This is a genomic window from Haladaptatus sp. CMAA 1909 (assembly GCF_043952005.1).
GTDB lineage: Archaea > Halobacteriota > Halobacteria > Halobacteriales > Haladaptataceae > Haladaptatus.
The window spans coordinates 2,200,650-2,219,547 of sequence record NZ_JBIOAV010000001.1; the positions used below are offsets into that span (position 1 = coordinate 2,200,650).

At 63.6% G+C, this 18,898-nt stretch carries 27 protein-coding genes; 14 read left to right on the forward strand and 13 right to left on the reverse strand.

The window, feature by feature from the left end; all coding sequences use genetic code 11:
• Positions 1–51: 51 nt before the first annotated feature.
• Complete coding sequence (locus ACGYLY_RS12070; protein ID WP_395281373.1) at positions 52–666, forward strand: metal-dependent hydrolase; 615 nt, start codon at positions 52–54, stop codon at positions 664–666.
• 59 nt (positions 667–725) lie between these two features.
• Positions 726–1,256, forward strand: a complete 531-nt coding sequence (locus ACGYLY_RS12075; RefSeq protein WP_231184829.1) for a 50S ribosomal protein L16 — start codon at positions 726–728, stop codon at positions 1,254–1,256.
• 54 nt (positions 1,257–1,310) lie between these two features.
• Here ACGYLY_RS12075 and ACGYLY_RS12080 read toward each other — a convergent pair whose 3' ends face one another.
• The 5 genes from ACGYLY_RS12080 to ACGYLY_RS12100 all read right to left on the reverse strand — a co-directional run bounded on the left by ACGYLY_RS12080 (position 1,311) and on the right by ACGYLY_RS12100 (position 3,404).
• Complete coding sequence (locus ACGYLY_RS12080) at positions 1,311–1,724, reverse strand: hypothetical protein (protein WP_395281372.1); 414 nt, start codon at positions 1,722–1,724, stop codon at positions 1,311–1,313.
• Positions 1,725–1,799: 75 nt separating this feature from the next.
• Entirely contained in the window at positions 1,800–2,084 is a 285-nt protein-coding gene (gene hisE, locus ACGYLY_RS12085; RefSeq protein WP_395281371.1) for a phosphoribosyl-ATP diphosphatase, read from the reverse strand.
• A complete protein-coding gene (locus ACGYLY_RS12090) occupies positions 2,081–2,533 on the reverse strand; it encodes a bifunctional nuclease family protein (protein ID WP_231184832.1) in 453 nt (150 codons plus the stop codon). The genes hisE and ACGYLY_RS12090 overlap by 4 nt, the downstream gene beginning before the upstream one ends.
• A gap of 85 nt (positions 2,534–2,618) precedes the next feature.
• Positions 2,619–3,203, reverse strand: a complete 585-nt coding sequence (pdxT, locus tag ACGYLY_RS12095) for a pyridoxal 5'-phosphate synthase glutaminase subunit PdxT (protein WP_395281370.1) — start codon at positions 3,201–3,203, stop codon at positions 2,619–2,621.
• 36 nt (positions 3,204–3,239) lie between these two features.
• Complete coding sequence (locus ACGYLY_RS12100) at positions 3,240–3,404, reverse strand: preprotein translocase subunit Sec61beta (RefSeq protein ID WP_231184834.1); 165 nt, start codon at positions 3,402–3,404, stop codon at positions 3,240–3,242.
• Positions 3,405–3,574: 170 nt separating this feature from the next.
• On the opposite strand from ACGYLY_RS12100, the gene trxA reads away from it, so the two are divergent.
• A complete protein-coding gene (gene trxA / locus ACGYLY_RS12105; protein ID WP_231184836.1) occupies positions 3,575–3,844 on the forward strand; it encodes a thioredoxin in 270 nt (89 codons plus the stop codon).
• Positions 3,845–3,902: 58 nt separating this feature from the next.
• On the opposite strand, the gene npdG is transcribed toward trxA, so the two are convergent.
• Positions 3,903–4,571: an NADPH-dependent F420 reductase gene (npdG, locus tag ACGYLY_RS12110; protein ID WP_395281368.1), complete on the reverse strand. Its 669-nt coding sequence runs from the start codon at positions 4,569–4,571 to the stop codon at positions 3,903–3,905.
• Between the two features lie 122 nt (positions 4,572–4,693).
• Between npdG and ACGYLY_RS12115 the strand changes: the two genes are divergently transcribed.
• Together ACGYLY_RS12115 and kdgK1 are read left to right on the forward strand one after the other, a co-directional pair.
• A complete protein-coding gene (locus ACGYLY_RS12115) occupies positions 4,694–5,506 on the forward strand; it encodes an aldo/keto reductase (RefSeq protein WP_395281366.1) in 813 nt (270 codons plus the stop codon).
• Between the two features lie 91 nt (positions 5,507–5,597).
• On the forward strand, positions 5,598–6,551 hold the full coding sequence (gene kdgK1 / locus ACGYLY_RS12120) for a bifunctional 2-dehydro-3-deoxygluconokinase/2-dehydro-3-deoxygalactonokinase (protein WP_395284117.1): 954 nt from the start codon (positions 5,598–5,600) through the stop codon (positions 6,549–6,551).
• A gap of 58 nt (positions 6,552–6,609) precedes the next feature.
• Here the strand turns inward: kdgK1 and ACGYLY_RS12125 are convergent, their stop codons facing one another.
• Positions 6,610–6,963: a hypothetical protein gene (locus ACGYLY_RS12125; RefSeq protein ID WP_395281365.1), complete on the reverse strand. Its 354-nt coding sequence runs from the start codon at positions 6,961–6,963 to the stop codon at positions 6,610–6,612.
• Between the two features lie 49 nt (positions 6,964–7,012).
• On the opposite strand from ACGYLY_RS12125, the gene ACGYLY_RS12130 reads away from it, so the two are divergent.
• Complete coding sequence (locus tag ACGYLY_RS12130) at positions 7,013–8,443, forward strand: dihydrolipoyl dehydrogenase family protein (RefSeq protein ID WP_395281363.1); 1,431 nt, start codon at positions 7,013–7,015, stop codon at positions 8,441–8,443.
• A gap of 29 nt (positions 8,444–8,472) precedes the next feature.
• Here the strand turns inward: ACGYLY_RS12130 and ACGYLY_RS12135 are convergent, their stop codons facing one another.
• Positions 8,473–8,943: an Lrp/AsnC family transcriptional regulator gene (locus tag ACGYLY_RS12135; RefSeq protein ID WP_395281361.1), complete on the reverse strand. Its 471-nt coding sequence runs from the start codon at positions 8,941–8,943 to the stop codon at positions 8,473–8,475.
• Positions 8,944–9,149: 206 nt separating this feature from the next.
• On the opposite strand from ACGYLY_RS12135, the gene ACGYLY_RS12140 reads away from it, so the two are divergent.
• Together ACGYLY_RS12140 and ACGYLY_RS12145 are read left to right on the forward strand one after the other, a co-directional pair.
• Positions 9,150–9,446, forward strand: coding sequence for a DUF6432 family protein (locus tag ACGYLY_RS12140; RefSeq protein WP_395281359.1), 297 nt, complete (start codon positions 9,150–9,152; stop codon positions 9,444–9,446).
• 42 nt (positions 9,447–9,488) lie between these two features.
• Positions 9,489–10,607, forward strand: coding sequence for an aminomethyltransferase family protein (locus ACGYLY_RS12145; RefSeq protein WP_395281358.1), 1,119 nt, complete (start codon positions 9,489–9,491; stop codon positions 10,605–10,607).
• On the opposite strand, the gene ACGYLY_RS12150 is transcribed toward ACGYLY_RS12145, so the two are convergent.
• Positions 10,598–11,464, reverse strand: a complete 867-nt coding sequence (locus ACGYLY_RS12150; protein WP_395281356.1) for a hypothetical protein — start codon at positions 11,462–11,464, stop codon at positions 10,598–10,600. The two genes, ACGYLY_RS12145 and ACGYLY_RS12150, sit on opposite strands and share 10 nt — an antisense overlap.
• 129 nt (positions 11,465–11,593) lie before the next feature.
• Between ACGYLY_RS12150 and ACGYLY_RS12155 the strand changes: the two genes are divergently transcribed.
• Entirely contained in the window at positions 11,594–12,520 is a 927-nt protein-coding gene (locus ACGYLY_RS12155) for a sulfide-dependent adenosine diphosphate thiazole synthase (RefSeq protein WP_395281355.1), read from the forward strand.
• Between the two features lie 24 nt (positions 12,521–12,544).
• Here ACGYLY_RS12155 and ACGYLY_RS12160 read toward each other — a convergent pair whose 3' ends face one another.
• Positions 12,545–13,225 (reverse strand): class I SAM-dependent methyltransferase, encoded by a 681-nt coding sequence (locus ACGYLY_RS12160; protein ID WP_395281353.1) that lies wholly within the window; start codon positions 13,223–13,225, stop codon positions 12,545–12,547.
• A gap of 139 nt (positions 13,226–13,364) precedes the next feature.
• Between ACGYLY_RS12160 and ACGYLY_RS12165 the strand changes: the two genes are divergently transcribed.
• The 4 genes from ACGYLY_RS12165 (at position 13,365) to ACGYLY_RS12180 (ending at position 16,221) form a co-directional block, all read left to right on the forward strand.
• On the forward strand, positions 13,365–14,504 hold the full coding sequence (locus tag ACGYLY_RS12165; protein ID WP_395281351.1) for a multicopper oxidase domain-containing protein: 1,140 nt from the start codon (positions 13,365–13,367) through the stop codon (positions 14,502–14,504).
• A gap of 4 nt (positions 14,505–14,508) precedes the next feature.
• Positions 14,509–15,438 (forward strand): halocyanin domain-containing protein, encoded by a 930-nt coding sequence (locus ACGYLY_RS12170; RefSeq protein ID WP_395281349.1) that lies wholly within the window; start codon positions 14,509–14,511, stop codon positions 15,436–15,438.
• Between the two features lie 34 nt (positions 15,439–15,472).
• Positions 15,473–15,715 (forward strand): PRC-barrel domain containing protein, encoded by a 243-nt coding sequence (locus ACGYLY_RS12175; protein ID WP_231184850.1) that lies wholly within the window; start codon positions 15,473–15,475, stop codon positions 15,713–15,715.
• 170 nt (positions 15,716–15,885) lie between these two features.
• A complete protein-coding gene (locus ACGYLY_RS12180) occupies positions 15,886–16,221 on the forward strand; it encodes a hypothetical protein (protein ID WP_395281348.1) in 336 nt (111 codons plus the stop codon).
• On the opposite strand, the gene ACGYLY_RS12185 is transcribed toward ACGYLY_RS12180, so the two are convergent.
• The 3 genes from ACGYLY_RS12185 to ACGYLY_RS12195 are packed head-to-tail and all read right to left on the reverse strand — an operon-like array spanning position 16,218 to position 18,472.
• The gene (locus ACGYLY_RS12185) at positions 16,218–17,117 is read right to left on the reverse strand and encodes a thiamine-phosphate synthase family protein (protein WP_395281347.1); all 900 of its coding nucleotides are present in this window, start codon (positions 17,115–17,117) and stop codon (positions 16,218–16,220) included. The two genes, ACGYLY_RS12180 and ACGYLY_RS12185, sit on opposite strands and share 4 nt — an antisense overlap.
• Positions 17,114–17,704 carry a dCTP deaminase gene (gene dcd / locus ACGYLY_RS12190; protein WP_231184853.1) on the reverse strand — a complete coding sequence of 197 codons (591 nt, stop codon included), beginning with the start codon at positions 17,702–17,704 and terminating at the stop codon, positions 17,114–17,116. Before dcd ends, ACGYLY_RS12185 begins: the two co-directional genes overlap by 4 nt.
• 42 nt (positions 17,705–17,746) lie before the next feature.
• Entirely contained in the window at positions 17,747–18,472 is a 726-nt protein-coding gene (locus ACGYLY_RS12195) for a Yip1 family protein (protein ID WP_395281346.1), read from the reverse strand.
• An 82-nt stretch (positions 18,473–18,554) separates the two neighbouring features.
• Between ACGYLY_RS12195 and pth2 the strand changes: the two genes are divergently transcribed.
• Positions 18,555–18,893, forward strand: a complete 339-nt coding sequence (pth2, locus tag ACGYLY_RS12200) for a peptidyl-tRNA hydrolase Pth2 (RefSeq protein WP_231184855.1) — start codon at positions 18,555–18,557, stop codon at positions 18,891–18,893.
• The last annotated feature ends 5 nt before the right edge of the window (positions 18,894–18,898 follow it).

Consider the following 18,898-nt stretch of genomic DNA (forward strand, 5'->3'; position numbering starts at 1 on the left):
CACTGAGCACGCCGACAAGCCCATATACGAACCTTCCCTACCGGAGGTACCATGATGGCAACGACGCACGCCCTCGTCGGCGTGCTGCTCGGGAGTGCCTCGCTCTTCGTCGCGCCGGAGTTGGCTCCCGTCGCGGTTACTGCGGGCCTCGCCGGAGGCGTATTCCCCGATTTGGACCTGTATTCGGGGCATCGAAAGACGCTGCACTTCCCGGTGTACTACTCGATTGCGGCGGCGGTGGCGCTCGGCGCGGCGATGTTGGTCCCCACCGCGTGGACGTTCGCGCTCGGGTTCTTCCTCCTCGCGGCGGCCGCACACTCCGCCTCGGACGCCCTCGGTGGCGGGTTGGAACTCAAACCGTGGCTCGGTCAGTCCGAGCGAGCGGTGTACGACCACTACCACGAGCGATGGATTTCGCCGCGTCGCTGGATTCGATACGACGGCGCGCCCGAGGATTTCGCGCTCGCAGTCGCATTCGCGGTGCCGAGTCTGGTCCTCTACGACGGGACGATTCAAACGCTGGTGATCCTCGCGGTGCTGATTTCGGGAGTGTACGCACTCCTTCGGAAGCCGCTCGTGAGCATCGCTGAATGGCTCGTCGGCCGGATTCCGTCCCACATGCTGGCGTACATCCCTGACCGGTTCGTCGGCGATTTCGTCCGGTGAGCGTCGAACGCGCTTCGAAGGGTTTATTCACGGCCTGACCATCAGATTCGGTAGTAACTATGTCCGACAAACCTGCCTCGATGTACCGGGCCATCGACAAGCCCTCGTACACACGACGCGAATACATCACCGGAATTCCGGGTTCGAAGATCGCACAGTACAAGATGGGCGAAGTGGACAGCGACGAGGACGATTACCCCGTTCAGATTTCGCTCGTCGTCGAAGAGGAGTGCCAGATCCGCCACGGCGCGCTGGAAGCCTCCCGCCTGTCGGCGAACCGCTTCCTGCTCAAGAACATCGGCGAGACCGGTTACAAGATGATCCTCCGCAAGTTCCCCCACCAGGTCCTGCGCGAGAACAAGCAGGCGACCGGTGCGGGTGCGGACCGTGTTTCCGACGGGATGCGACAGGCGTTCGGAAAGCCTGTCGGAACGGCCGCGCGAATCGCCAACGGCGATCGAGTGTTCACCGCGTGGTGTACCGTGGACGACGCCCCCCTCGTGAAGGACGCGTTCCGCCGCGCCTACAACAAGATCTCCCCGCCGTGCCGCATCGTCGTGGAGCGCGGCGAGCAGGAACTCGTCAGCTAAGCCCGATTCGTCGTTTTTGCGGTGGTTTTCCCCGGCGAGCGATAGCGCCGCGAGTTACCCGTCGAGGACGGTCAAATCGGCCACGAGGCCCACCCACCCGACGAGTGTGAGTATCACGCCGTAGACCAGCGGGTCGATGTAACTCGACTCCATACGGCCGTTTCGACCGCTCGCCCATATCTCGTACAGGTTCCCGTGATAGCGCACGTAGTCTCCGACGAGCGTCGCCGGAACCGACGACGTGAACGGGCGCTCGTCGGATTCGACGGCACGCTTGACGAGGTCTTGCACGCGGGAGGGGAGGGAGCCGTAGTCGTGAACGGTGCCATTACCCGGACTGACGACCGGTGTTGCCGAGATGTAATAGTCGGACGGCGGCGGTCCCCTGACAATCGGCCCACCCGCCACGACGATACCGATGGCCGTCAGCGCGAGGAAAAAGATTCGGATGGAGATGCGGGAAACCATACATTTTCTTTCAAATAGAACGGCATATGCTTTCCGTCGAACTGAAGCGAAAAGGAGTGTGCCGCCGTGAAACGCTCAGCGCCGTGATTCCAGTTCCTCGCGCAAGTCCGCGGGTTCCATGTCCTTCATCGAGAGGAGGACGAGCAAGTGGTAGATGACGTCCGCTCCCTCGTACGCCATCTCCTCGTGGTCGTCGTCCTTCGCGGCGATGATGAGTTCCGTCGTCTCCTCGCCTAACTTTTCGAGGACGGCGTTTTCGCCCTTCTCGTGGGTGAACAGCGAGGCGGTGTAGGAGTCCTCGGGGAGCGTTTCTTTCCGGTCTTCGATGACCTCGAACAGGTCGTCCAGTACGTCGTTCATGGACCGATCTGGGCGACTTCCCGGATGTCCTGCAGTTCGTCGAACTGTGCTCGTTCCTGCTGGCCGTGTTCGAACACCTCGTCGGCGACTTCGATCGGCGCACCGGTACGGGAGGCGAGCGCGAGCGAATCGCTCGGGCGGGCGTCCACGATTTCGTGGTCTCGCGGCGTCTGGATGTGGAGGTCGGCGATGTACGTGTTGTCCTCCAGTTCGGTGACGACGACGCGCTCGATGCGTCCGCCGAGTTCCTCCATCACGTCGAGGAGGAGGTCGTGGGTCAGCGGCCGCCCGATGTCCTCGGCTTCCATCCCGCGGGCGATGCTGATGCCCTCCTCGAATCGAATAAAAATCGGAAGCACGCCGTCGCCGTCGTCCGGTGCGAGGACGACCACCGGAAGAGGTCCGTCCTCGGTGGCGGCGACACGTACCGCGTCGATTGAAACGTCCATAGCGAAACGAGGCGGCCCAACGGCAAAAACCTGCTTACCACGGTCGGATGACTGAACTTTGATAACCGCTCGGACTGTCCGACGCCTATTCGTCGCCGAAGAACGCGAGGCCGTGAATCCGACTGTCGGGTGTCAGTTCCGGGTGGAAGGACGTGCCGACGACAGGCCCGTCCTGTACGGCGACGGGCCGCCCGTCCCACTCGGCGAGGACGGTCGCCGACCCCACCTCGCCAATGAGCGGCGCGCGGATGAACACGGCCGGGAACGGGTCGTCCAACCCGGTCACGTCGAGCGGCGCTTCGAAACTGTCCTTCTGGCGGCCGAAGGCGTTGCGCTCGACGGTCACGTCCAAGAGTCCGAGATTTTCGACGCGGTCGTCGGCGGCGTCCGCCGCCGCGACGATGAGGCCCGCGCAGGTGGCGAGAACCGGTTTTCCTGCCTCGACGTGGGCTTGAATCTCGGGGGCGATTCCTTCGGACTGGAGGAGTCGGGAGATGGCGGTGGATTCGCCGCCCGGCATACAGAGGAGGTCACAGTCCGGGACGATGCCGGATTGGCGAATTTCGGTAACGGAAACGGACTCGCCGTGGGCGGTTCCGGCCCGGCGAATCGCGTCGGCGTGTTCGCTCACGTCGCCTTGGACGGCGATGACGCCGGCGTTGAGGCTCATGGTAGCACTTCGGAGTTGGTCGGGAAAAGGGCCTCGTTACAGTGCGAGGAAGTTCAGCACCAAGATGAAGACGCCGAAGAAGACGCCGAACGCGAACACCGTCTTGGGATCGATTCGAATCGCGTTCCGGTCTTCGGCATCGAAATAGCGCACGAGTCCGGCGCTGGACATCAGCCCACCGGAGTTTTGACCACTGCTCATGGTTTCCGATCCGAGAGCGGGCGGCGTAAACCTTTCGCAACGTTATCGAATCCAGGTGTCCGGTCCGTCGATTTCACGGGAAGAACGGTCGTCCGGGACGAACAGGCGGCAGAGTCGGGGGAGGAAGAAACCCTTATGCACGCGGCGACTGAATATTCCAAGAGAAACGCATGACCGTAAAACTGCTCGACTTCTACGCAGATTGGTGTGGCCCGTGCAAAACCCAAGACCCGATTCTCGAGGACTTGGAAGAGGACTGGGACGAGAACGTCGAATTCGAGAAAGTAGACGTGGACGAGCATCAGGACATCGCCAACGAGTATCAGGTTCGATCGATTCCGACCATCGTCATCGAGGACGACGAGGGCGTCGTCGAACGCTTCGTCGGCGTGACCCAGCGCGACGACTTGGAACGCGTCCTAGAAGAAGCGGGCGCGTAATTCCGACACCGCCGTCCCACAGCCTTTTTCGAGAGATACGCTTCGAGCGTAGCGACCGCTATTCGAATCGGACGCCGACGTCGTGCATTCCCTCGTTTTCGAGCGCGAGGTTGATGAGGAGCGGCGTCATGCTCTCGACTTCCGCGCTGTTTTCGATGCCGCCAGCGTCGAGCGCCCGCAGGCCGTCGATTTCCTCGGCGAGTCGCGCGACCATCTCCTTCGCATCGTCGTCGTCGCCGACGAGGAGGGTGTCCTGTTCGATATCTAGTTCGAGGTCGGCGAGGCGGTCGGCCGAGAGGTTGTGGAACGCGCCGACCACGGGAACGTCGTCGGGTGCGGTTTCGGCGACGAGTTCGCTCACGCTCCCGGCCTTCGGCGGTTTGTAGTGAAAGCCGGATTCGTCGCGGTTCATCCCCACGGCGGGGGTGACGAGGACGTCCACGTCGCCGAGTCGGTCGGCGATGTCTTCGATTGTGTCACGAACGTGGAACGGCGGGACGGCGAGGACGACGACGTTCGCGCGTTCGGCGGCCATGCCGTTTTTGAAGCCGTTGATGGAACGGGAGACACCTAAACTGTCGAGTTCGGTTTCGTACTCCGCCGCTTTCCCGCGAGCCTTCTCCGGGTCGCGCGACCCGATGATGACCTCGTGGTCGGTGTCGAACGCCCACCGAAGCGCGAGCCCCTGTCCGATGTCGCCGGTTCCCCCGATGAGTGCGATTCGCATACTGGGGGAGTCCGTCGGAACGCGGTTAAGTTCTCCGAAACCGGGAACCGTGGGTTACGAATCCCTTCAGAATTTCCGCCGCCACAACCCCTTTTTCCTTCGTCGGCCTTGGAACGAACACGATGACATACGACGCCAACAGCGACGGAATTCCGAAGCTCGGGCTCGGAACGTGGCAGAACACGGACGGGGATGAGTGCGCGAAAAGCGTCGCCTACGCCCTCGATTTGGGCTACGAACACGTCGATACCGCCCAAGCGTACGGCAACGAGGAACACGTTGGCGAGGGAATTGCCGACTCGTCGGTGGATCGCGAGGACTTCTTCCTCGCCACGAAGGTGTGGATAGACAACCTCGAATACGACGACGTCATCGAGACGACCGAGGACAGCCTCGACAAACTCGGCACGGACTACGTGGACCTGCTCTACATCCACTGGCCGGCCCGCGAATACGACCCCGAGGAGACGCTAGCGGCGTTCGACGAACTGTACGACGAGGGCAAAATCAAGCACGTCGGGTTGAGCAACTTCGACCCGGAACACTTGGAGGAGGCAAAGGAGCACCTCGATGCGCCCATCTACGCCAATCAGGTCGAGATGCACCCGCTCCTGCCGCAGGACGAACTGGTCGAGTACGTACAGGAAAACGACATGTCGCTCGTCGCGTACTCGCCGCTCGCCCGCGGCGAGGTGTTCGACGTGCCGGAACTGACCGAAGTCGCCGAGAAACACGACGCCAGCGAAGCACAGGTCAGCCTCGCGTGGCTGATGCAAAAGGACAACGTGGTCGCCATCCCGAAGGCGACGGGCGAGGACCACATCGAGGACAACTACGGCGCGCTCACCCTCGAACTGGACGACGAGGACGTCGAGAAAATCGACGACATCGGGGTGAAAGAGCGCCAAGTCGACCCCGACTTCGCGCCGTGGTAACCGGTTCGTCACGCGACCGTTTTCGACCGCTCCGTTCTTTCGCCGAAGCCGCATCGGGGGAGCTATGGGTACCGAGAATCATCTCGCGGGTATGACCGACCTCGTGACCTTCGGCGAGACGATGCTACGACTCTCGCCACCGGACCGAGAACGTATCGAGAGCGCCTCCTCGCTGGAACTCCGCGCCGCAGGCGCGGAAAGCAACGTCGCCATCGCCGCCCACCGGCTCGGTGCGGACGCGATGTGGACCTCGAAGCTCCCCGACTCGCCGCTCGGACGGCGCGTCGCCGCGGGGCTCCGTCGGTACGGCATCGACACCGAAATTGCGTGGAGCGACGAGGGGCGACAGGGAACGTACTACCTCGAGTTCGGGACCGACCCGCGCGGGACCAGCGCCATCTACGACCGGGCCGATGCGGCGGTCACGACGGCGACCCTCGACGACGTGGCGCTCGACAGTATTCGGGAGGCCCAGACGTTCTACACCAGCGGCATCACGCCCGCGCTCTCCTCGACGCTCGAATCCACCGTGGACGAGGTTCTCGCCGTCGCACAGGACGCCGGGACGACCACCGCCTTCGACGTGAACTACCGTTCGAAGCTCTGGTCGCCCTCGGAGGCGCGCGAATCGCTCGCCGCGCTGTTCCCCCGTATCGACGTGCTCGTCACGGCCGAACGCGACGCCCGCACCGTCCTCGACCGTTCGGGGGACGCCGCCGACATCGCCCGCAGTCTCGGTGACGACTGGGACTTCGAAACCGTCATCGTCACCCGCGGGTCGAAGGGCGCGCTGGCTCTCCACGACGGCGAGATACATGAACAACCCGCCTTCGAAACCGACACGCTGGACCCCATCGGCACCGGCGATGCCTTCGTCGGCGCGTTCCTCGCCCGCCGCATCGGGGGGGAGTCCGTGCCGAACGCGCTCGAATACGGGGCTGCGACCGCCGCGCTCAAGCGCACCATCCCGGGCGACGTGGCCGTCGTGACGCAGGAGGAAGTCGAGAGCGTGCTGGACACGGAAGGGCGCGATATTTCGAGATAGCACCGTACGGCCACACAGTTCCAGTGCTTACTGGCGTACGTGCGACGGTATGGGCGTGTTACCCGCTCCCCGTCAGAGCATCCGGCGCGCGCTGGCAGGGCGGCGAGGCCAGCGGTCGGCCGAGCCGTCCTGTCGAAACCGCGCGAGGGATGAGCGAAGCGAATCGGTTGGGGAGGATGTGGCTGTCGTGGTGCTGTGCGGTCGCAGTGACTTGGTGGGATTTCCGAAAGACGTCGTCTTTCAACTCCCCGCTCGTTCCTCGTGGAGCGACCGCGACCGGGTGGGGGCTTTCGGAGTCCTCTTCACGGCTGTTCCGATCGGGGAATAGCCAACAAAATTCACTTATATCGGTCGTGGCGGGGACGTTCGATGACTCCTTCCACAACGATCGCGAGGTCGTGAAACCAGCCATCTTGACCGTCGCCTAAACCACTAACCTCCCCGACGACCAATCGACCCGTATGGCTACACACGTCGTCATCGTCGGGGCGTACGGAAGCGCGGGGGTCGCTGTCGCAAAACGATTGGCCGAGGAGCCAAGCGTTCGATTGACGCTCGTCGACGACGGCGACCCGGGCGGCGGCCTGTGCATCCTCCGTGGCTGTATGCCCTCGAAGGAGGTGCTGTCGGCGGCGGCCCACCGGTATCAGGCCCGCCACGACCCGCGACTGGCTGGAACGCCCGAGGTGGATTTGGAGTCGGTGGTCGAACTGAAAAACGACCACGTGCTGGGCTTCGCGGAACACCGACGGGAGACGGTGCATGACCTCGCGAAGCGGGAGAACGTGGCGTTCTATCACGACACCGCTCGGTTCGTGGACGACCACACTGTCGAAGTCGATGGACGGGAGTTCGAGGCGGACTACGTCGTCATCGCCACGGGGTCGAAAGTGAACGTTCCCGACCTGCCGGGTATGGACGACGTGGAGTACATGACCAGCACGGACGTACTCGACGCGACGGAGTTCCCCGATTCCGGAGTCGTGATGGGGTTCGGCTACACCGGTCTGGAACTCGTCCCGTACCTCAGCGAGGCGGCGGGAATGGACCTCACGGTCATCGAACACGACGAACGGCCGCTGGACGAGGCCGATTCCTCGTTCGGCGACGAGATTTTGGACATGTATCGCGAGGAGTTCGACATCGAAATCCTGACCGAAACGGAGGAAAAGCGAATCGAATCGACCGGGGACGGCGTTCGACTGCACGTCGAACGGGGAAAAGGAGATGGAGAAAAGGGAGATGGAGACGGCGAATCGAAGGAAATCGACGCCGAGGAGTTGTTCCTCTTCACGGGACGGCGGCCGAACCTCGACGGACTCGGACTGGAGAACACCGCGCTGGACCCCGGCGAAGGATGGGTCGAAGGGACGATGCGGACCCGCGACGACCCGCGGACGTTCGTCGTCGGGGACGCGAACGGCAAAGAACCCATTCTCCACGTCGCCAAGGAACAGGGCTTCAAAGCGGCCGAGAACATCCTCGCGGACGCCCGCGGGGACGAACTCGACCCGTACGAGAACGTCCACCATCACGTCATCTTCTCGGCAGTGGGCGTGTACCCCTTCGCCAGACTGGGCCTGTCGGAGGAGGCGGCGGAGGCCGCGGGTCGGAACTACGTCGCCGTCACCCGGCAGGCGACGGACGACGGCGTGTTCAAGACGAAACAGGCGTCGAGGGGGATGGCGAAACTGGTCGTGGACGCGAATGACGGAACCGTTCTGGGGTATCAGGGACTTCACTACCACGCGGACGTGATGGCGAAGACGATGCAGGTGGTCGTGGAGCGCGGAATGGACGTCCGCGACGTGCCGGACAGGGCCTATCACCCGACGACACCGGAAATTCTGGACGGGTTGTTCCGGGACGCGAGCGAACGCGTCGAGGAGTGACCTCGGACGGCGAGACGGGAGAACGCGCGTCACGCGTCGTCTTCATGGAACTGCTTCAGCGGTCGAAAGTACTGGTTTCGTATGAGGATTTCGTCGTGGACGACGAGGCCGAACTCCGGGAGCGCGGTTGCGACCCGCGTGAGGTCGTCGTTGGACTCGCCGACGACTTCCACCTGAATGTTGTTCTCTCCGACCATCAGTTCCCGCACGTTCACGACGCCCGGGATATCGAGAACTCGACGGGCGATGTCCCCGCGTTCGCCGATGGGTGCGGTACAGACCATCAACACGTTCAGCGGAAATCCCGCCCGTTCGTAATCGACCGTCGCCCGGTATCCCGTGATGATGCCGTCCGCTTCGAGTCGGTCGATGCGGTTGCTCACCGTGCTGGCCGAAACGTCGAGTCGACGTCCGAGTTCCGTCGTCGTCGAACCGCGGGCCTCCCGTTGAAGCGCGTACAGGATGCCCCTGTCGATATCGTCCAAGGCGTTCGATGCCATATGGAATACAAATTGCGACTGTTCGCCATGACGGTTTCTCTGGACGGACGACACGTTCACTCGAAACCGTGCTCAAACGGTCGTCCATCGAAATCGGATGGACGAAGCGTTTCGACGTCGTCAACCGGGAGCTTTTTTCGAGTTTTATCGACCGCCAAATTCGAGCGGGAGGTAAGGCTAAAAACCGGGGAGACATAGGGACAGATATGAAGGCCAAGCGGGAGTATCGACACCGACCGGACATCGAGGTCCGGGTACTCGATGCCCTTGTCGACAGGAGTGAGGACGGAATGACGGTCTTCGAACTGCGGTCGCACGTGGAAGCGGGCATCGACGAACTGGAGGACGCGCTCGCGAACCTGAAGCGGGACGGTCTCATCGAAGCCGGGATGGAAAACGGGCGGACGCTCATCAGACCCAACGAGCGCGTCGTTCCCGATCCGGAGGAAGAAACCGACGAGCCGACGTTCGTGGACAAACTCATCGAGCGCCTGCCGCTGTAGCACATCCGACGTTTTTACTCCCCTACGCACCCGACTACGTGTATGAGCCTCGAAGCGCTGCATGAAGAGCACGGCGCGACGTTCTGTTCGGTCGGCAATCGGCGGGTGCCACGCGACTACGGCCGCCCCGAACGGGCACACCGCGCGGTCAGAAACGGCGTCGGACTCACGGAGATGCCCTACGGCGTCCTCGTCGTCTCCGGCGACGACCGAATCGAGTACGTCGACAACATCGTCTCGAACAGGGTTCCGAACGAGGATGGACGAGGGACCTACGCGCTCCTCCTCGATCCGCAGGGGAAGATAGAACTCGACATGTACGTCTACTGTGCGGGCGAGCGACTCCTGCTCTTTCTGCCGCCCGGAAAAGCGACGCCGCTCGCCGAGGAGTGGCGCGAGAAGGTGTTCATTCAGGACGTGGAGATATCCGTCGCGACGGAACGCTTCGCCGTCTTCGGCGTTCACGGGCCGTACGCCACCGAGAAGGTCGCGAGCGTACTGAACGGCGCGAGCACTCCCGACGAGCGACTTTCGTTCATTCGTGGGAAGATGGCGGACGTGGGCGTGACGGTCGTCCGAACCGACGCACCGACGGGCGAGGAGGGGTACGAAGTGATCTGCACGACCGACGCGACGGCGGACGAAATCGGCCGCGAGCGGGCAAACGTCGAACTCGTCTTCGACGCCCTCGTCACGCGAGGGATGAATGCAGCGCCCTTCGGACGGGTGACGTGGGAGTCGCTGACGCTGGAGGCCGGAACGCCGCTGTTCGAGTTCGAACTGGAAGGCGAGGTGCCAAACGTGCTCGGCCTCCGGAACGCCCTCGACTTCGAGAAGGGCTGTTACGTCGGGCAGGAAGTCGTCTCGCGCGTCGAGAACCGCGGACAACCGAGTCGGCGACTCGCGGGAGTGCTCCTCGACGCCGTGCCTGAGGAGGGTGCGGCGGTCTTCGACGGCGACGAAGTCGTCGGCGAAGTCACGCGCGGAATCGACAGTCCGTCGCGTGAACGACCGGTCGCCATGGCGCTGGTGGACTACGACGTGACGACGGGATCCGACTTGACCGTCCGCGTCGCTGGCGAGGAAGTCGAAGCGGAAGCGACTGCCCTCCCGTTCGTGGACGGCAGCGACGAGTCCGCGCGCGTTCCGAACTACGACTGAAGTCCCGTTCTTTTTCGAGACGACGCGGACCGCCACCGAATCGCGGTCTGCGGATGGAGCGGGTTCGCGCCGACGACGTCGTACGCGACGTGTGAGACGGAGACATCGGGACGCTCGCGGAGGGTCGGGAGGAGGTCGATGTCGAACCCGCGAACGTCGGCGTATCGCCGCCGGAGGAGGCCGAGAATCGTGTCTTCGGGATGTGGGCCGCTCTGTTCGAGGTGGACGCCACCGAGGAGTTCGCCTTCCCGTGCGCGGTCCGCCAGTCTGTCGATGACGGGTCCGGGTCCGTCGAGCGTCGTGAGCGCGCCGCGAGTGAAAACGGCGATATCGTCGTGCTCATCGAACAGTTCCCACTCACCGTGAAAGTCGAACGGTTCGACCGAAATTCGCGGGTCGTCCGCGTGGAGTTCCCGTGAAGCGGTGACGCCGTACTCCGCGATTTCGCCGCCGATGACGGTAACGTCGGGAAACTCCTCGGCGATGACGCCGAGGTTCGCGCCCCACCCGCACCCGAGCGCGAGGACGGTTTCGCCGCCGTCGAGGACTGGAGCGAGTGCGTCACGGACGACTTCGCGTTCCCGGGCGACCAGTTCGGCGGAACTGGCGAGGAACAGGTCCTCCTCGATGGAGATGACGCCGGGGTCCTCGCGGCCCGCGCCGCGGATCTCGAGGACGAACTCCTCGCGGTCGAAGTCCTCCTCCCGATAGCGGTCCAACACCTGTTCGTAGATGCCGTCGTACACCGCGATATCGGTGTAGGCTTCGAGGTCGCCCGGCGGGTCGCGGGTCGGGTCAAGGAGATAGCCCGTCCAATCCGAGCGGCGCGGCAGTCGGTCGAGTGGGAAGGGTTTCATCGGACCTGTATCCAAAGAGCGACCGGTCGAAAACGTTTCGATTTTCGAACCAGTTCCGAACTCCCATCGAGGGGGGAGACGAGTCCGAGGGAAACCTTTTTCAACAACTTGGTGATATTACTGAGTGATATGCAAGCATTCGATGGCTTTGCGGACGTGAGTGAAGCGGAAGTGACACGAGCGATCGGAACTGCGTGGAGCGAGGAGTTCACCGAGTTCACGGAGACGGACGTCATCATTGTCGGCGGCGGCCCGTCCGGGTTGGTCGCGGCCAAGGAACTCGCCGAACGCGGCGTCGACACGATGGTCGTGGAGAAGAACAACTACCTCGGCGGCGGGTTCTGGCTCGGCGGCTTTCTGATGAACAAGGTAACGGTCCGCGACCCGTCACAGGACGTGTTGGACGAACTCGGCGTCCCCTACGAGGAGTCGGACGAGGCCGACGGACTGTACGTCGCGAACGGACCGCACGCCTGTTCCGCGCTCATCGAATCGGCGTGCGCGGCGGGCGCGAAGATGCAGAACATGACCGAGTTCACCGACGTCGTGGTCCGCGAGGGCCACCACGTGGGCGGCATCGTCATGAACTGGACGCCCGTCCACGCCCTCCCGCGGGAACTCACCTGCGTGGACCCCATCGCGGTCGAATCAGACCTCGTCATCGACGCCACGGGGCACGAAGCGGTCGTCGTCTCGAAACTCCAAGAGCGCGGCGTCCTCGACGCCCCCGGCCTCAGCCACGCCAAAGAACACAACACCGGCATGGACAAGTCGGGCGAAGGCGAGTACGGCGCGCCCGGCCACGACTCGCCCGGTCACGATTCGATGTGGGTCGCAAAGAGCGAGGACGAAGTCGTCGAACACGCGGGCAAAGTTCACGACGGACTCGTCTCGACCGGTCTCGCCACCGCGACCACCTACGGACTCACCCGAATGGGGCCGACCTTCGGCGCGATGTTGCTCTCCGGCAAGCGCGCCGCACAGGTCGCGCTGGACGAGTTGGAAGTCGGCGGAACGGTGGAGATGACGAGGAGTCCGTCGCCCGCGGACGACTGAGAACGGAGACAGACACACGTTCTATTATTCCGTCACCCGTCCACCGGTAATCTGAACCACGCCCAGCGCGTGCTCGCTGTCGCTCACGTCCGCCGTTCGCTCCGACAGCGCCCGCCGCGACTCCGCGATTCGCTCGTCCAGCACGTACCACGGCGATTTTTCGAACCCGCTCGTCCCGCCGGGCGTGGAGGCGAGGACGAGGCCACGGAAGGCCTGATTCACCGGCCACGAGTAGGGGCGCGAACTCTGTCCGGCGTCGAGCAACGCGAGATGTCCGCCGAGACGGATGCCGTCAAGCCAGCGATTGACCGCGGCGTACGGGTCGCCCAGCATCCCGACGACGAAGGTGGCGAGAAGCCCATCGACTTCTTCGCTGAGCGAGAACGTGGCCGCGTCGGCCTGCACGAGGTGGACGTTGTCCCAACCCTCTCGTTCGACCCTGTCCCGTGCCTGTTCGAGCATTCCGCGGGTGAAATCGACGCCGATGACCCTACCCTCGGGACCGACGCGACTTCGGAGGTGGGGAAAGTTGGCCCCGGTTCCACACCCCATCTCGACCACGGTATCGCCGGGCGAGAGGTGGAGTTCGTCGGCGACCTGGCTCCGGAGATGAGAGAGTCCGGGGGTCGCCACTGCGAGCAGGTCGTAGAGTCGTGCCCAGCGTCCGTAGAACTGCTGGGCGGCGGACGGTCCGGTCCGTGACATGGTTCTCCGTACGACGAACCCAAACAAAAGGAACCGGGTCGTTTCGTCCACGTCGTTCCCAGCTTTCGAGAACAACTCTCACGCGGTGAGAACCACCTTCCAGTCATATCACGTTCGTCCTCGAAGCTAAACATGTACTATGAGGTCACAGATTGGCGCACCCGGAACGGGCATCTCGCGGCGTGATTTCGTAAAAGCGACCGGTACCGTCGGCGTCGTCTCCACCGCCGGATGTGCGGCACCGTCACGACCGGACCGACAGGACGGCGCCGCCGCGGCGAACGGGAACGACGCACTCCCGACGACGAGCGCGCCGCAGGTCGTCGATTTGGACGCGCTCGGTCACGAGATGACGATGCGAACGGTCTCCGCCCGGCACGAGGCCCACCCGCTCGAAAGTATGGGCGGTCCGGTGACGCTCCCGAACGTGTGGGCGTTTCAGGCCAACGACTTACCACCGAGCGTCCCCGGACCCGTCCTCCGAACGACGGAGGGGAACGAACTGAAGATAACGCTCGACAACACGAACATGAAGAACCCCCACACGTTGCACTTTCACGGTGTCAGAAAGACGTGGGAAAACGACGGCGTGCCGACGACGACGGGTATCACTGCCGCGCCGGGGGAGAAACACACGTACACCATCCGGGCGAACGTCCCCGGCACTCACCTCTATCACTGTCACTTCCAGACGCCGATGCACATGGAAATGGGGATGTTCGGCATCCTTCGCGTCGACCCGGAGGGATACGAAGAGGCCGACAAGGAGTACTTCGCGACCGTCCGGGAGTGGGATTCGCGACTCTCGCGCGCGTACGCCGGCGAAGACGCGACCTTCGACCTCACGAACCGTCGCCCCGACGTGTTCACCGTCAACGGAAAGAGCGCGCCGCGGACCCTTCACCCCGAAGACGGGACGCCGTTCATCGTGGAGTCAGGTGACACCGTCCGGATTCACTTCGTCAACGGCGGATTCATGTCGCACCCGCTTCACATCCACAACCACCGGTTCCGCATCGTCGAAAAGGACGGCGCGGACTATCCCGAGGCGATGGGGTTCCCGCAGGACGTGGTGAACGTCTCGCCGGCGGAACGCTACACCATCGAGTTCGAGGCGGACGCGGACCCCGGCATCTACCTCATGCACTGCCACAAGGTCGATCACGTCAGAAACGGGGCTTCCTATCCCGGCGGGATGCTCTCGGCGGTCGTCTACGAGGAGGCGATGGACACCGATATCTTCGCCAACCTGATGGAGTATGCGGGGTACGAGGGGTGAACCGATGACGGGCATAGCACGTCGGGATGTACTCCGCGGTGGCGCGGGTATCGTGGCGCTTTCGTCCCTGCCGCCGGTGGCCGGGGAGTCACCGACGGTCGTGGACGAAACCGGCAAGGGAAAGGTTACCGTGGTGGTCGGCGCCGAGGGAAACGGCGGAACCTACGCGTTCGGGCCGGCCGCCGTCAGAATCGACCCCGGAACGACCGTCGTCTGGGAGTGGTCGGGCGACGGCGGAATGCACAACGTCGTCGCGGAGGACGGGTCGTTTGCAAGCGACCTTCAGGAAACGGCCGGGTCGACGTTCACCCGGACGTTCGAGACGGGCGGAGCGATCAACTACTACTGCGAACCGCACCGTGCGATGGGGATGGAGGGAACGGTCCTCGTCGGGGATGCCGCGCTCCCCGGAGCGACGGGCGAAAACGGGGCGGAGACTTCCTACGACGGGTGGTTCGACGGCGTCGATACCTTCGACGGAACGACCGATTTGACCGGAGAGGATGCCGTCACGGTCGATGTCGGCGTCGAGGGCAACGGCGGTCCGTACGGATTCGATCCGGCGGCGATTCGTATCGACCCCGGGACGACCGTGACGTGGCGGTGGACCGGAAACGGTATCCACAACGTCGTCGCGGAGGACGGGTCGTTTGCGAGCGATCTGTTCGGTGATTCGAGCGCGACCTTCACCCACACGTTTCGCGGTGGCGGTATCACGAAGTACGTCTGTGAACCGCATCTCGGGATGGGAATGAAGGGTGCGGTCGTCGTGGACGGACCGACGGACGCGGCCACGGGTATCTCTCCGGGTGAGCTCGCACTCGGCGGTAGTTTCGCGACCGCGCTCCTCTCTCCCATCGCGTTCGCGCTCTTCCTTTCGTCGCGAAAAGAGGGACCGTCATCAACCGAGCCACAAGTCAGGAATCACTCATAGCGCTAAAGTCCCCTCACGTCGCAATTTATGCCACATGACGATTGCCCTGACCGAAGACGACGAGGGGAAACGGGTCATCGAATCGGATGGGTCGGACGTCGGAATGGTCACGGAGGTACGCCATGGGACGGCACACGTCGGAGCCGAACCGGACGTCGTCGAGACGTTGCAGACGGAGTTGGACGCGGGGGGGAGCGACGAGAACACGTACGCGGTTTCGGAGGAGGACGTCGAGCGAATCGACGACGAAACTGTCGTTCTCCGGACGCGCGACTGAGCGGACAGTTTCGAAGAAAAATTACCTCGTGTACCCCTACCCGAGGTAACTGAAGAGTGCGACCGGATCGGTATATACTTTGTGTGTGCCAATTCGACCGTTGGACATAAACGACTCGCACAAGCAGGCATGAGGCAAACCAAATGAGACAACGAACAACCAACCGAAACATGAACCACCTGCCAGACACCGAAGACATTCCCGCCGGATGGGAACGGACACCCGTCAGAGGAGATGAGATCGAACTCCAGCACGAGGACGGAAACATCTCGGTGAAGGCAGTGAGGGCGTCGATAGCCGACGAGTGGGAACTCGAACTGGAGGACAGCATCGGCAACAGATACACGACGATTCGACCGGTGGGGCGCGTCGCGACGCGTGACCGCGCCGTCTCGGCGCTGCTCTCGTTCGCGAGAGCGGTCAACGACCTTCGGCGCGAACGCGACGACGTGTTGCCGGACGACATCGTTCGGGAAGTCCAACGCGGCGAGCGGGTCCCGGTTTAGACGATTTTTCTTCCGATTTCGGCCACCGCTTCGGCGGAGTCGCCGAGAATGTAGACGATGGGTTCGATACCGTAGCCGCCGGTGTGATAGAGCACCGTCGCGTCGGGCGTCTCGTCGAGAGCCATGCCGACCGCTTCGCCGAGATTGTCGTACTCGGCGTCGAACTCGGCGGTCGAATGACCCGCCGACTCCAGACGGGACACAATGTCGGGGTCGTACCGGACGTTGAGCGCGGCGTGTACGTCGGCACCGTGCGTTCGTGCCGCCAAGAGGATGGACGCGACGTGGCCGCTGACGCCGAACTCCGGTTCCGCCGGAATCGTCGCTCGACCTTTTACGTCGAAGATACGGCCGGGGATACCCGCCACGTCGTCGATGTTCTCGGCGTTGGGGAGACACTCACAGAGGTTCGACCCCACCGCGGGGATGAGCGACGTGAATCCGCTCGTCCCCTCCACGATGTGGACACCGCGCCGCATGGACGAGAGGACGCGTTCGGTCGCCCGAAGTTCGTCGCCGGGGTCGTGAACGTTGAAATCGCCGCCGTACCCCGCCAGTTCGGGCATCGCCTCCTCGTGCAGTTGCGCGATGAGGTCGTGGTCTTCGAGTCGGCGGATGAGTACCTCGACCTCCACCAGCGCCTGCACCTGACTCATGCTTCCCGTCGCCAGCCCCTCGCCGATTTCGTTCACGAGACGGGCGACGCGCTCGTCCTCACGGACGCGTTCGTTCTGTGCCACGTCGCCGTGTGCGTACTTCGAGACGGCGCTCTGGCTGACGCCGAGGGCGGCGGCCACCTCGCTTTGGGTAAGTCCGCGTCCGCGCAGGTCCTCGGCCAGCATCGAGCGAAACGTCGGGAGGAACTCCTCGACGACGACTTCCTCCGCGAACTTCACAGTTGATCACCGCCGAACTCGTGGTCGCTGCCGATTCGGGACGCCTGCGGCCCGGCTTGGTCCTGATATTTCGACCCGCGATCCGACCCGTACGGTCGCTCCGACGGGTTCTTGAGTTCCGTGAAGATGAGCTGTGAGATTCGCGTTCCGGGTTTGAGCGCGACGGGGGCGGTGCCGAGGTTCGACAGTTCGAGCGTGATCTGCCCGCGATAGCCGGGGTCCACGACGCCCGCCGTGGCGTGGACAACGACGGCGAGTCGTCCGAGCGAGGACCGACCCTCGACGTGAGCCAGCAGGTCCGACGGAATCTCGACGCGTTCCTTCGTCGTGCCGAGAACGAAATCGCCCGGATGGAGGATGAACTCGTCGCCCTCCTCGACGACGGTTTCGGTGACGTAGCTGTCCACCTCACCCTCGCTGTCGGGGTGGATGCACGGGATGTTCGTGCGCTGGAATTCGAGGAACTCCTCGCCGAGTCGAAGGTCGATACTCGCCGGTTGAATCTGCAAGTCGGGTTCGTCTATCGGTTCGACGACCAAATCACCGGAATCGAGACGGCGGCTAATGTCCGCGTCGGAGAGTATCATTGTGGAAAACAGGGGTGGGGGTGTGTAAAGACCCACCGGTCATCAGGCGAGTGCCGCGAGGAACGAGAGGAGGGCGATAGCTCCGGCGGATACCGCCGCGGCCCCCGTCGAGAGCCGTCGGGCGTGTTTCAGTCCAGACGTCCAGACGACCCACTGCCACGCCGTTCCGAGCAGGGCGACGAACGCCGACCCGCCGCGTGCCGTCGCGACGAGCGATTGCAGTTGGTCGAGGAGTACCTGCGGGTCGCTTCCCGACAGGTCCGCCCCGCGGAGCGCGAGATAGAACAGTCCGATACCGACCAGCATCTGGACGAGCGACGGAAGCATCCCCCACCCGGCGACGGAGAGGGTGTTCGAGAACGACCCCTCTCCGCCCGCGACCGCCGACGCGACGTGAAGTCCGATTGCGGTGAACGGCCACGCTACGAGGACGCCGAGGAAGACGAGCGGAATTTTCTCCTGAAACTCCTTCCAGACGAGATCGCCGATGACAACCGTCTTCTGCTTCGGCCGGTCGCACTCTTCGGAGAGGTTCCCCGCGCCGTCGGTGAAGAAGTCGTCGTTACAGAACGTATCGCTCGGGCGGTTCGGGTTGTCTATCTGCGTCGTTCCGGTCATTCGTTGGGTCATCGTCCACCCGACGAATCCGAAGAGGGCCGTCGAGGCCAGCGCGACGACGAGGACGACGGCGAACGCGCTCGCGAGGCGAGGCCGAGGTGAGCGTTCTTCGAAGAAGCGGTTGGGGCGGAGGAGGGCATCGGAAAGCATCGTTCCGACGTAATTGTCAACGGGTATAAGCTTTCTAGAAACGAGTAGCCAGTGTTTTGGTCCGCTACTACGACGCTCGACCATGAAACAGGCCATCGTCGCCCGGACGGACATCGGAATGGGAAAGGGGAAACTCGCCGCGCAAGTGGCCCACGCCTCCCTCTCGGCGTACGAGGACACGGGACAGCGGGCGCGTAAGCGGTGGAAAGGTGAAGGCCAGAAGAAGGTCGTACTGAAGGGCGGAAGCGAGGACGAACTGTTCCGTCTCGCGGAGAAGGCGCGGGCGGAAGGACTCCCTCACGCCATCATCCGCGACGCCGGTCACACGCAACTCGAACCGGGCACCGTCACGGCACTCGCCGTCGGCCCCGCGGACGACGACCTCGTGGACAAAGTGACGGGCGACCTTTCCCTGTATTGATACCG